The organism is Ancylomarina sp. YFZ004 (genome assembly GCF_054254355.1).
Genome location: NZ_JBTCHQ010000011.1, coordinates 1 through 12948, shown reverse-complemented (window position 1 = coordinate 12948; position 12948 = coordinate 1). Strand labels below are relative to the sequence as shown.

Below are 12948 nucleotides of genomic sequence, written 5' to 3'. Positions count from 1 at the left end.
ATTTAAAAATATTAAGGTATTTCGTTGACACAAATAACTAACTTGATTATAAAATATAGTATCATGAAAACTAGACTTACAATCCTTACAGCAGTCTTAATGCTTGCGACCATGTTCGGGGCAAACGCTCAGACCAAAGAGTCAAAGCATGGAGTAGATAGTGTGAAAACAATTTTGAGTGCTTCTCTTTATGTTGAGATGGTAAAGCAAAAGAATTATACAGAAGCTCTTCCAAGTTGGAGATATGTTTTTACTAATGCACCTAAGTACCAGAAATCTACTTATTCTAATGGAGTGAAAATTATGCGTGGTATGTATTATGCTACCAAGGATAAGAAGTATATTGATACTTTGATGATGGTTTACGATCAAAGAGTTAAATATTTTGGAACCAATAGAAAATATCCTACAGGATGGATTCTAGGTCGTAAAGGTGGTGACTTATTTGCTTTCAATAAGAAAAATATGCCTAAAGTTAAAGAAGCATATACTATCTTAAAGAAGTCTATCGAATTGCGTGGTGTAGCTTGTGAAGCTGCTGTTGTTAATAAAACGATGGAAGCTGGTAAAATGCTTGTTATGGCTGGAGAATTAGCTCCTGAATTTGTAATCGACGATTACTTAGCATTCATGGATCTTTTGAAAGCTCAAATGGAGAAGTATCCTAAGAAAGCAGCAAACATCAAAGGTGCAATTGCTAATGTAGAGAATGATTTCTTTGCTGCAGGTGTTGCTGACTGTACAACTTTAAGTAACATTTTTACTCCTAAGTTCGAAGCTAATCCTACGGATATGGTTTTGATCAACAAGATCATGAAGATGTTGAACCGTCAGGAGTGTGAAGATGGTGCTTTATATGCAAAAGTAGCTGAGCAAAAATACAAGCTAGAGCCTAGTGCTGATGCAGCTCACAATCTTGCTAAAATGTTCTTTACGAAAAAGCAATATTCTAAGAGTAAAGATTATTTCAAGAAATCAATTGCTCTAGAAGAAGATGCTGAAGTTAAAGCAGAACTTCACTATAAGATGGCGATAATTTTAATCAGTGAAAATGATTTAATTGCTTCAAGAAAGCATGCATATGCTGCTATCAAGAATAAGCCTAACTGGGGACAACCATATATTGTAATTGGTAGAGCTTATGTTGCAGCAATCAAAACTTTCCCTGGAAAGGCTCACGAGAAGCAAGCTGTATACTGGGTTGCTATTGATAAATTTATGAAAGCAAAGAGTGTAGATCCTGAGTGTGCTGTTGAAGCTAATAAGTTGATCCATACTTATTCGAAGTATTTCCCAGCTAAAGAAGAAGCATTTATGCAAGGTCTTAAAGAAGGTGAAACTTATAAAGTTGGTTCTTGGATCAATGAGACAACTAAAATTAGACTAAACGATTAATTAGTTGAAACGAGCCATGTCATACATTTCAGTAAAATGAAATCTAATTACAATTGGCGCCTTCCATGTGGCAAAAGGCATGAAATTATAGACACATGAAAAATACGATTCAAAAAGATTTCATATATAAAAGCATTGTTGCCCTAATAGGGGCGACAATGCTTTTGTCTTGTGAAAACAATATCAAAGAAGTTGAAAGTCTTACAGCTGAGGAAACTCGACCAGAAATTTACGGTGAAAATGTAGAATTTATTTTTTCCGATTCAACTCGAATTCAGTATAAGGCTTATGCAATTGAATTTGTGGAGATCAAAACCGAAGAAGAAGTTTATAAAGAATTTCCTAAAGGTGGTCGTGTGATTTCCTATAACGAAGATGGATCTCAAGCTTGGAATATTAAATCTAATTATGCGAAATTCTTAGATGATGAACAGCTTTGGGAGCTAAGAAACGATGTTGTTGCTGTTAGCGATGATGGCAAAACTATAAACACAGAACTCATGTATTGGGATCAGAAGAAGCAAAAAATTTATTCTGACCAATATGTTCGAATTACTAAGAAAGATGGACAGATGCTCGAAGGAAATAGCTTTACTGCAGATGATAAATTAAATCGAATACTACTGAGTCGAGTTAGTGGAGAAGTTTTTCTCGAAGACAAGAGCTTAAAAAAATAGAAGCTTTAAATGAGCTTTAGGAAATTACTTACAGATGATGTAAGTAATTTTTTTTTGTTCAGAGGTTTTTATTTTAGATCAAAATCTGCATCTTTAAATGTACCTTCGTAAGGTTGATTAAAGAGTATCTTAATGCTTAAACAAAACGATGAAACAGAAATTACCTTTCCTTTTAGAAATTATCTGGTTACTTGTTGCTATTTTTAGTATACTATTTGCTATTGTTAGAACTTATAATTTTGGTTTTAAAGAAAATATCATGTTGTATGTTGTTGCAATGATTGCATGTTTAATGTACGGATCTCGCCGATATTTACGAAAATCGAGAGAAGGCATAAATCAAGATAAAAAATAATGAACAACCTCCTTATCATTATAGCCATGTTGGCTCTTTCGGCTTTTTTCTCGGGTATGGAAATTGCTTTTGTTGCTGCCAATAAGTTGAGAATGGAACTTGATAAGAGTAAGAATACGGCGACCTCTCGAATCATAAATATTTTCACGAATCATCCGAGTCATTATATCTCTACCATGTTGGTTGGGAATAATATTGCCTTGGTTGTTTATGGTATCATGATGGCAAAAATTCTTGAGCCAACGATAGCTCTTTGGGTCGATTCTGAATTGTTAATTATGACGATTCAGACTCTTTTCTCTACGCTTTTGATTCTTTTTACAGCTGAATTTTTACCCAAAACACTTTTCAGATTAAACCCAAACTTCTCTCTGAATTTTTTTGCTGTACCAGTCATGTTTTTTTATGTCATTTTCTATCCAATTACAGTGGTGACCATGATGTTTTCGAAGAACATAATTAGTCGATTATTGAATACTGATATTACAGAAGAAGCAGAATCACGTGCTTTTGGTAAAGTTGATTTAGATCATTTGGTTCAGGAAGGGCAGGACGGACAGGCTGTTGAAGAGGATGAACACAATATGAAACTTTTTAGAAATGCTTTGGATTTTTCTAACGTGAAGTTACGGGAGTGTTTTGTGCCTCGAACCGAAATTGAAGCAATGGAAATTGGTGGTGAGATTGAAAAATTGACTCAGCGTTTTATAGAGACAGGTTATTCTCGTATCATGATTTATAAAGAGTCAATAGATAATATTATTGGTTATGTGCATTCCTCTGTCCTTTTTAGGAATCCTCAAAGTATAAAGGCGGCATTGAGCAGGGTGATTATTGTGCCTGAAACCATGGCAGCGCATAAGCTATTGAATCTTTTTACTCGTGAACAAAAGAGTGTAGCAGTTGTGGTAGATGAATTTGGTGGCACTTCAGGTATGGTGACTATTGAGGATATTATGGAAGAGATTTTTGGTGAAATTGAAGATGAACACGATAATATTGATTTGGTTGAAGAACAGTTGAGTGAAACAGAATTTATTTTTTCTGGAAGAATCGAGATTGATTATCTGAATGATAAGTATAAACTAGAAATTCCAGAATCAGATGACTTTGAAACCTTGAATGGCTTTGTTATTTTCAATCATGAAAGTATTCCCAGTATCAATGAAATGATCCGAATCGATGGATTCAAAATTCAAATAATTGAAGTATCCAATACACGTATTGATAAAGTAAAACTTACCCTTATTTCATAATTGATCTTTTTTTTCTGTCTAAAATTGATTTTATTGACACAAATTCGACTTTACACCTTGTCATAATATCTCCTTTAAGTTCTAATTTTCGTATTCATTATTAGAATAATACCCTTCAAATCCTCTCCTTATTTACTAATAGTTAATTGGTTCGATATTTATCTATAAAAAGCCTAAAAGCTCTTAAGGCAAAAGCCTTGTTCTTCTTCATTTTTTTGTATATTCGTAGCCTATTTTAGGAATAATTAAATCTTTTTCGATGGCAACATTACAGAAAATAAGAAACCGCGGAGTTTTTATAGGAATTATCATTGGTGGAGCCTTGTTGGCATTTATAGCCGGTGATGCCTTAAAATCTGGAGGTTCTCTTTTGACGAACTCACGAAATGAAATGGCTGAAATTGCAGGGGAATCTGTAAATATTCGTGATTTCCAAAACAGATTCAACCACAATCTTGAAGTGACTAAACTAATGAGTGGTCAGAACTCAATTCCTTCTGACCAAATGGACAAGATTAGAGAGCAGGTTTGGCAACAAATGGTTCAAGAAATCGTAATGAATCGTGAATACGATGAGTTAGGAATTAGCTTAACTTCTCAGGAATTATGGGATATGGTTAGTGGTAATAATATTGATCCAACTATTCGTCAGTTGTTTACAGGTGAAGATGGACAGTTTGATAAGGATAATGTTGTTAGAACGCTTAAGCAATTGGTCGCTGCTCCTGAAGGAACGCCTCAAAAAGCTTACTGGTTGAATATCGAAGAGCAACTTATCTCACAAAGAACATTGGCTAAGTACAATGCTTTAATTGCTAAAGGTCTTTATATACCTACTGCATACGCTAAAAATATGGCGGCTAATGGTTCTAAGAAAGTAAGCTTTGACTATGTAGTGAAAAGTTATAATTCTATTTCTGATTCAACTATTAATGTAACTGCAGAAGAGATTAAGGCTTATTATAACGAAAACAACGAGCTTTTCAAGCAAGGTGAGTCAAGAAAAATTGAATACGTTCCTTTCAATATTGAGCCATCAACTGATGATTTCAAATATACTGAGAAATGGATTGCTGATATGAAAGCAGATTTTACTGCTGAAGCAAACGTAGCTCAATTCTTAGAGTTAAATTCTGATACAAAACTTAATACTTACTACTTTGCTAAGGATGAAAATTCAAACAAAGCGCTTGATGCTTTCATGTTTGCAGGTAATAAAGGTGATGTTTTCGGACCTTACGATGAAAAAGATGCTTATAAATTAGCTAAGATTTCTGATGTTAAGATGATGTCAGACTCTGTTAAGGCTCGTCATATTTTAATTCGTCCAGTTAATGGTGATTTTAAAGCTGCTGAAGCTAAAGCTGACAGCTTGAAGCAACTATTAAATAAGGGTGCTAAGTTTGCTGAATTGGCTAAGACTAATTCTGATGATCAAGGTTCTGCTGTTAATGGTGGTGATCTAGGTTGGTTTACTCAAGGACGTATGGTTCCAGAGTTTAATGATGCTGCTTTTTCTTCTAAGAAAAATGAAGTGAAAATTGTTAAAACTCAATTCGGAGCTCATCTTATTCAAGTAGTAGGATTGAGTAAAGCAGTTAAGAAAGTACAGGTTGCTGTTCTTGACCGTAAAGTTGAAGCAAGTCAGAAAACATTCCAGGCAGCTTATGCTGCAGCTCGTAAATTTGCTGGTGAGAATCAAGATAGAGCTTCTTTCTTCAAAGCTATTTCAGAGCAAAAATTAACTCGTCGTGTAGCAAATCTTAAGAAGGATACGAAATTGATTCCTGGACTTGAGAGTTCAAGAGAGTTAGTTCGTGTAGCTTACAATACTGATGATACGGAAACTGTTCTTTTGAACAACGATAACTCTGCAGTATTCGAGTTTGGTGAAAAATTTGTTGTTGCTATCCTTTCAGATATCAAAGAAGAAGGATTTGCTTCTGTAAATGATGTTCAAGCAACTGTTGAAAGAGAAGTTAGAAAGAATAAGAAAGCTGAAATGATGATCGCTTCTATGGCTAAAAATTCTAAAGGTGCTCAGTCTTTATTGTCTGTCGCTCAAAAAGAAAATTTAGAAGTAAAGAATGCAGCAGATGTTTCATTCCAGTCATTCCAGATTCCTGGTGCAGGTATCGAGCCAAATGTAATTGCAAATGCAAGTAATACTGAAAAAGGCAAGATTTCGGTTCCTATTAAAGGAAACCAAGGTGTTTATATGATTCTTGTAAATGACGTGAAAGAAGATGCACTTACCGAAGATGCTATTGGTGTATTCAAGTCTCGTATGAATCAGAACTACCAGTATCGTACAAACTATCAAGCAATGCAAGTTCTTAGAGAGAATGCAAATATTGATGATAAGCGTTACAAATTCTATTAGTAGATAAAATGATATTTGGGCTTTAACCCTTATGTTTAGATAATATAAGAGCGAGATGGGAAACTATCTCGCTTTTTTTGTTCTTTGGAATATGTTATTAAAGGTATAATATGTGAGAATAATAATTCCGATAGATTTGTTACTTTTACCTTGATTTAGAGCTTGTATTCAAGCAAATTACTTTCATCACTATCCCATTTTAATAAAATGACATACTTATGAATTTACAAGCGTATTTAAGTAACGTAAGCGATTATTTCTCTCCTGAGGTAATAGGTGAAGTAAATGATGTATATGTGAAAGTGGCTAAGATTAAAGGCGATAAAGTGCCTTGGCATAATCATACCAATGAAGATGAGCTTTTTTATATCATTTCAGGAACACTTTTGATGGAAGTTGAAGGTGAAGATAGTTTTGATATGAACGTAGGTGATATCTATATTATTAAAAGAGGTATCAATCATCGTGTTTCTTCAACAGATGAATGTCAGATAATGCTGATTGAAAATAAAGTGACTGCACATACTGGAGATGTTGTGTCAGAGATTACAAAACCAATTGATCAGCAGCTAAAATCTGAATAAGTTTAGGAAAGAGTGTTGTTTCGGTTAGAGATAGCAAATTAGAATAATAAAATTAAATAGACAATTAGAATATGAGTGTTTTAAAAGAATTACAAGCAAGAAGTGGTTCAGTTTGCGAACTTTGTAGTGCTACTGATAATTTAAATGTATACGAAGTACCACCAGTAGCAAAAGAGGGAAGTGACAAGTGCTTATTGCTTTGTTCAACTTGTTCTGAGCAATTGGAGAATCCTGATAAAGTAGATGCTAACCACTGGAGATGTTTGAATGATAGCATGTGGAGTGAAGTCCCAGCTGTGCAGGTAATGGCATGGCGTATGTTGAATAGATTAAAAGCCGAAGGATGGCCACAGGATCTATTGGATATGCTATATTTAGATGAAGACACTATGGCTTGGGCTCAGGCTACTGGTGAAGGTGAGGATGATGAAGATAAAGTTATACACAAGGATAGTAATGGCGTGGTTCTTCAATCAGGTGATTCTGTCGTTTTGATTAAAGATCTAAACGTAAAAGGTGGTGGGTTCACAGCCAAACGTGGTACACATGTTCGAAATATTTCATTGGATTACGACAATGCTCAACATATCGAAGGTCGTGTAAGTGACCAGATGATTGTAATTTTGACTCAATATGTGAAGAAGGCTTAAGCTAAACGAGCTTAAATATATTTAAAGCGAGATGGGAAACTGTTTCGCTTTTTTTTTGTTCTTTTTATGAATATCTCTCTTACTCTAGATATTGGGGAATATAACTTCAATATTTTATAATTTAGTTAGTGAGATTTCACTCAAGAAGGATTTCTGAGCTTCATTAGTTTTTTACTTTAATTATAATGAGTATTTTACCTTATAGAATGTTTTAATAATTTTAGTAAGTGAGTCCATTTTTTGATTCATTCTAGTTAATTAGAAGTGAATGAATACTTAATCCTACGAGTAGATGAGCAGAATTAGCTTCATATTTATTTTAAATCTTATGGTGTTTCAATCTTTCGCACAAAATATTATCGTTGATACTATCGCGAAAGATGATGCTCTTATTCCAGCTACGATTAATTATGGGAATTTGATTATTCAAACCATTCCTTCTACTGTGATGGTTGAAATTCCAAAGTTGGTAATGAATGAAGTGAAAAATCAAGATTCTTTGATCCTGGAGGAGATTTACACAGGCCTTTACGATCTTTCTTTTAGTTTTAAGAACACCAAATTTAAGTGTTTTGTTGAGGTTCTTGATCAGAAAACAGTACACATATTGGTTGATGTAGAAGAGAAAACCTTTGAGACTAATATAATTGATTACAATCCTCCCTTGTCGGAACCTGACCCTGTTGATTTAGAGCAAGTTTATGTGATGGTAGAGGAAATGCCTGAATTTCCAGGTGGGGTTTTAGAACTTAGAAAATGGATAAAATCAAATGTGAAGTATCCTGAGAGTTCACGAAAAAAAGGGATTACTGGAAGAGTTTATATTGGGTTCGTAATTAATAGAGAAGGTAAAGTTGAAGAATGTAAAGTATTAAGATCGATCGATCCTGCTCTTGATCGCGAAGCTCTTAGGGTAGTCAGTAAGATGCCTCTTTGGAGACCGGGAAAGCAGAGAGGACAATCCGTGAATGTGTCCTACACATTTCCGATCAACTTTTTTCTTCATAGGTAACGTAAATTGAATTTGTTAACGGGAAGTTAAGTATCATCAATAAAAAATATTCATAGCGAGATGGGGAACCTCTCGCTTTTTCTATTTATTAAATCACACTTCCTTGTTGAATCATATTGATAATATGATAATTTCGCGTATTGAAATCAACAAAATTCTCATCTATCTTAATTATGAATAAAACGATCTTAGTATTAGTCTTAAATTTTTTATGCTATATATCATCTGCTCAATCAAATGTAAATTTGATAGAAAATATTGACAAGGGTGAATTGCATTTGGGAAACCTTATTGTGCAAACAATTCCATCAAATGTTATAATCAGAATTCCGAAGTTGAAACTATATGGTGAAAAAAAACAGGATTCAATAGTTCTGGAAGATATTTATAGTGGGGAGTATAAATTAATATTTACATCAAATAATAGTCGATTTAAATGTAAAATAAATGTTCTTGAGGGTAAAACAATGCATCTTCTTATTAATGTTAAGAAAAAAGAATACGATATAAAAGAAATAATTTATAAAGCACATCTCTCAGATCAAACAGAAATGAAACCGACTAAAGTACTTACTGTAGCAGATGAGATGCCTCAGTTTAAAGGAGGTGTTTTGGAATGTCAAAAATGGATATGTCATCATTTGAGATATCCAATTAAGGCCCAAAAAGAAGGTGTTGTAGGAAAAGTGTATGTAGGTTTTGTAATAAATGAAGAAGGAAAGGTTGTGAATGTGAAAGTTGTTAAACCTGTTCATCCACTTCTTGATGCTGAGGCAAAAAGAGTTGTTGAGCGAATGCCTAAATGGAAACCAGGTAAGCATGAAGGGAAGTTTGTGAGAATTTCATATACCTTTCCTATTAATTTTCAATTGAGTAATTGATTTATTCGTAGTAACTCATAGAAAGGAGAAAGCCGCAAACAACTAATGTTTGCGGCTTTTACTTTATAATAGAAATCTATATTGACCTATTTTTGATCAAGTTCTTCAAGTAGCACCTCTACAGCTTTCTTAAGTTGCTGATCTTTACCTAGACTAACAACATCATAATCGTAAAGAACTTTGTAGTCAGGCTCCAGTTGTTTATTCTCTAAGAAATCACCTTCAGAATCAACATAGCCAATTTGAGGAATACCAAAGTACATATTACCACTCATTAATGTTTCCCACCAAACTGAGGTCATAGTTCCCGCAACGGCAGTACCAACGAGCTTACCAAGTCCCATTGTTTTATAAACCCAAGGTGTTCCGTGAGCATTGGAGTAGTTGCCTTCACTCATAAGCATGATAGAAGGTTTTTTCCATCTCTTACGAGGTTGTTCACCAATTTTTTGTCCACGTGGTAACTGAGTCAAATATTTCGTCCCGCTAAATAGAACTTCAATATCTTCGTGCATATGTCCACCACCATTATATCGAGTATCAATCACAATGGCTTCCATATTGTTATAACGGCCCATCACTTCTGAGTAGACTGTTCTAAAGCTATTATCATTCATTCCCTTAATGTGAACATAGCCAATTCGCCCGTTTGAAAGTCTTTCTGTCTCAGCTCTGCGTTGTTTAATCCATCGTTCATATAATAAGCCATCGAAATGTCTTTTCGAAATGGGTTTAATAACTTCATCCCAACGTTTTTTGCTTGCAGGATTGTAAAAGCTGAGTAATGTGTTCTTACCCTTTTTGTGATTTAAAAGAGGGTAGTAGTCCATTCCTTCAGTAATTTCGAAACCATCGATCTTTTCGATTAAACAAGCTACAGTGGCTTTTGATTTTGCCTTTTTTAATGGCGATTTGTCAACAACTTCAGCAATTCTTAAGCCTTTGCCTTTGTAGTTGGTGTCGAAGAAAACACCTAAGCTTGCGGTTTTGTCTCCATTAGGATGACTTGCCCAAGCTCCTGATCCAGTATGTGAAGCGTTAAGTTCTCCAAGAAGTTCACTCAAAAGTTCAGCAAAATCATAAGCATTGTTAATGTGTGGTAAGAAACGCTTGTATTCTATTTTATAAGCATCCCAATCGATACCATGCATATCTACTTTATAGAATTTTTCTTTGGTTTGTCTCCATGCATGCTCATAAAGATATTCTCTCTCAGCATCTTCATTCAAATTCATTTCAGCTTTATAGCTGATGTTTTTACGTTTGTTACCTGCTGTAGCAATGCGTATAAATCGACTACCTGAACGAAGAAAAATGTATTTTCCATCTTTGGTAATACTCATGTCCGAACTGTGTCCTGATAGTTTAAGAACTTTCTTAGTTTCATCCTTTTTGAAATCATGCATCCAAAGGTCATGACCACCTTCAAACTTACTAAGATAATATAGTTTATCTCCTTTGGGAGTCATCACAGCATCAGCAAGATTTGATGAATTGATTGTCAGGCGAGAAACACGATCTTCATAATCGTCTAAGTCAATTTCAATCTCTTTAACTGTCGTTTTATCTTTTTTTGCCTTTTTATTTTTCTTCTCGTCCTCTTTATCAGTGTCAGTTTTATTCTTTTCCTTATCAAGAGTATCTTGAAGTTCAGCTTCTTCCTTACTCATATTGAATTTGTCGAAAGCTTCTTGAGTAAAAAACATGGCAAAGACATCATTTTGAGATCCCCAGCTTGCATGATTACGCATACCAAAACGGTCAGAGGCCCAAATCATAGCTTTTCCGCCCATTACCCATTTTGCACTTCCGTCGATATAGCCTGAATTAGTCAAGTCTGTGATGTTTCCATTGCCTTGAGCATCAATTAAGCCGATATCAGAATTTGGCCATCGTGTTTTGGCATTATAGTCCATCAAGAACCATTTACCATCAGGCGACCATTCGAAATATAAGTCTTCATCGGTATATGAATAGTTCCATTTCCCTTCAAGTATTGTTCTGATTTTTTTACTTTTAAGGTTAATAACTTGTAATTCGGATCTGTTAGCCAAGTATGCAATCTCTTTTCCATCTGGAGAATATACGGGACGAAAGGTTTCGGCAGTATTCGCTAAAATCTCATCTTCTACTAATAATGTAGAATGTGTGAAATCGACTTCAGTTTCTTTTTTAATTTTTGTACGATATAGGTTCCAGCTTCCATCACGTTCACCTGCATAAACTAAATTTTTACCATCAGGACTAAAACTAACACTTCGCTCTTGTTCTGGTGTGTTTGTAATGCGTTTAGTTGTCGTGTAGTCTACTGAAGTAACAAAAACTTCACCTCGCATAATAAATGCGATTTCTTTTCCATTCGGAGATACTGACATTTCGCTAGCTCCCGATGATTTACTAAGGAAGGTGTTTTTGTAAGCCGTATGATCAATTCTGATACTTACATTTAGCTTTTCTGCCTTACCAGCTTCTGTTTGTGTGTAAATTTCACCTCTAAAACCATAGCATAAAGTGTTGTTTTTGCTTACTGATAGAAAACGAACAGGATTCTCAGAGTATTTTGTAAGCTGAGTTTTGTTTGTTCCCTTGTTTGTATCCATCTTCCATATATTGAAAGAACCTGATTTTTCACTTAAGTAATATATAGAGGATTCGTCATTACTATATATAGGCTGGCGATCTTCTCCTTCGAATGTGCTTAGAAAGTCATGTTTACCTGTTGAAACATCAAAATAACGAATATCTCGAGCAACAGCAGAAGTGTGGTGTTTTCTCCAGGCATTTTCTCCAGCTTTCTTATCTGTATAGATAATTTGAGTCATTGCTTTATTATAAAGCGCATCTTCTGCCGGTGTTGTTAGTATTTGAGTTTCACGTCCACCATTCACAGGCACCGAATACAGTTCTGTTAGGTACCCTTTTGGAAACATCGCATTTTTATAACTGTCAGCCAAAGTTGCTGAGAATAGTATTGACTTTCCGTCAGGAGTAAAGGATGATGGTATTTCCTTGGCAGAATTTGTTGTCATTCGCTTAGATCTTCCACCTTCAGCTGACATCAAATAAATATCAAAATTGCCATTTCTGTCCGATGCAAATGCAATTTTACTTCCATCAGGTGACCACACCGCTTTATAATCGTAAGCAGTGTTTGATGTTAGTCGTGTGGCTTCCCCACCTTTAGCATCCACTTTATATATATCGCCCATATAATTGAAAGCAATAGTTTTTCCATTTGGAGAGATACTTGGGTATCGCATCCATAATGGATTTGTTTGAGCCCAACTGCTTGTTGTCATTAGCAGTAAAATAGCTCCGATGAATAGATTCTTTAAATTCATGGTCTGTTTTTAATTGTAAAAGATTGTTTTAAGTCGGTTTTCTGGTGTCTTTAGCTGCTTGAATAGCAGCGCAACAAATTTATTGACAAATGAAATAGATTCAAAAGGATATTCGTTTTTTGAATTACCTATTCTGATGTTAGTGTATTGTGTCGTTGCAATAGCCTATGTATTAGTTGTTAGTCATGTTGAGGTGTCATTTTACAGATCTATTTTTGTGTTTTTTCGACCAACATGTGTTCCTTATAAATGTATGTGTGATTGTACCATACTATAGGTGTTGTTTTGTTTTTGGGTGATATGATTTCGGCTGTTTTTATCTCTAAAGAAAAATATTTGAAGATTTCGCGTCTGTCTGTCAGTGCTTTAGGGGTTGAATTCAGGAAAATGCATCTTCGCGTTAGGATTGCTGGG

10 protein-coding genes are annotated in these 12948 nt (G+C 34.6%); 9 read left to right on the top strand and 1 reads right to left on the bottom strand.

The window, feature by feature from the left end:
* Window positions 1-63 precede the first annotated feature (63 nt).
* From ACXR6G_RS15815 to ACXR6G_RS15775, 9 genes are all read left to right on the top strand, one after another.
* Window positions 64-1395, top strand: a complete 1332-nt coding sequence (locus tag ACXR6G_RS15815; RefSeq protein WP_458362414.1) for a hypothetical protein — start codon at window positions 64-66, stop codon at window positions 1393-1395.
* A gap of 95 nt (window positions 1396-1490) precedes the next feature.
* Window positions 1491-2072: an LPS export ABC transporter periplasmic protein LptC gene (gene lptC / locus ACXR6G_RS15810; RefSeq protein WP_458362413.1), complete on the top strand. Its 582-nt coding sequence runs from the start codon at window positions 1491-1493 to the stop codon at window positions 2070-2072.
* A gap of 148 nt (window positions 2073-2220) precedes the next feature.
* Complete coding sequence (locus ACXR6G_RS15805; RefSeq protein ID WP_458362412.1) at window positions 2221-2427, top strand: hypothetical protein; 207 nt, start codon at window positions 2221-2223, stop codon at window positions 2425-2427.
* Complete coding sequence (locus ACXR6G_RS15800; protein WP_458362411.1) at window positions 2427-3683, top strand: hemolysin family protein; 1257 nt, start codon at window positions 2427-2429, stop codon at window positions 3681-3683. Before ACXR6G_RS15805 ends, ACXR6G_RS15800 begins: the two co-directional genes overlap by 1 nt.
* A 259-nt stretch (window positions 3684-3942) precedes the next feature.
* A complete protein-coding gene (locus ACXR6G_RS15795; protein WP_458362410.1) occupies window positions 3943-6066 on the top strand; it encodes a peptidylprolyl isomerase in 2124 nt (707 codons plus the stop codon).
* A gap of 218 nt (window positions 6067-6284) precedes the next feature.
* The gene (locus ACXR6G_RS15790; RefSeq protein WP_458362409.1) at window positions 6285-6650 is read left to right on the top strand and encodes a cupin domain-containing protein; all 366 of its coding nucleotides are present in this window, start codon (window positions 6285-6287) and stop codon (window positions 6648-6650) included.
* 71 nt (window positions 6651-6721) lie between these two features.
* Complete coding sequence (locus tag ACXR6G_RS15785) at window positions 6722-7300, top strand: PhnA domain-containing protein (protein WP_458362408.1); 579 nt, start codon at window positions 6722-6724, stop codon at window positions 7298-7300.
* 292 nt (window positions 7301-7592) lie between these two features.
* A complete protein-coding gene (locus ACXR6G_RS15780) occupies window positions 7593-8312 on the top strand; it encodes an energy transducer TonB (protein ID WP_458362407.1) in 720 nt (239 codons plus the stop codon).
* Window positions 8313-8557: 245 nt separating this feature from the next.
* Window positions 8558-9193, top strand: coding sequence for an energy transducer TonB (locus tag ACXR6G_RS15775; protein WP_458362406.1), 636 nt, complete (start codon window positions 8558-8560; stop codon window positions 9191-9193).
* A gap of 86 nt (window positions 9194-9279) precedes the next feature.
* On the opposite strand, the gene ACXR6G_RS15770 is transcribed toward ACXR6G_RS15775, so the two are convergent.
* Window positions 9280-12534: a S41 family peptidase gene (locus ACXR6G_RS15770; RefSeq protein WP_458362405.1), complete on the bottom strand. Its 3255-nt coding sequence runs from the start codon at window positions 12532-12534 to the stop codon at window positions 9280-9282.
* Window positions 12535-12948 lie beyond the last annotated feature (414 nt).

What these genes read in the sequence shown, in the direction of transcription:
- ACXR6G_RS15815 (WP_458362414.1), top strand. Translation starts at nt 64, where the DNA reads ATGAAAACTAGACTTACAATCCTTACAGCAGTCTTAATGCTTGCGACC.
- ACXR6G_RS15780 (WP_458362407.1), top strand. Translation starts at nt 7,593, where the DNA reads ATGAGCAGAATTAGCTTCATATTTATTTTAAATCTTATGGTGTTTCAA.
- lptC (WP_458362413.1), top strand. Translation starts at nt 1,491, where the DNA reads ATGAAAAATACGATTCAAAAAGATTTCATATATAAAAGCATTGTTGCC.
- ACXR6G_RS15770 (WP_458362405.1), bottom strand. Translation starts at nt 12,534, where the DNA reads ATGAATTTAAAGAATCTATTCATCGGAGCTATTTTACTGCTAATGACA.
- ACXR6G_RS15785 (WP_458362408.1), top strand. Translation starts at nt 6,722, where the DNA reads ATGAGTGTTTTAAAAGAATTACAAGCAAGAAGTGGTTCAGTTTGCGAA.
- ACXR6G_RS15790 (WP_458362409.1), top strand. Translation starts at nt 6,285, where the DNA reads ATGAATTTACAAGCGTATTTAAGTAACGTAAGCGATTATTTCTCTCCT.
- ACXR6G_RS15800 (WP_458362411.1), top strand. Translation starts at nt 2,427, where the DNA reads ATGAACAACCTCCTTATCATTATAGCCATGTTGGCTCTTTCGGCTTTT.
- ACXR6G_RS15805 (WP_458362412.1), top strand. Translation starts at nt 2,221, where the DNA reads ATGAAACAGAAATTACCTTTCCTTTTAGAAATTATCTGGTTACTTGTT.
- ACXR6G_RS15795 (WP_458362410.1), top strand. Translation starts at nt 3,943, where the DNA reads ATGGCAACATTACAGAAAATAAGAAACCGCGGAGTTTTTATAGGAATT.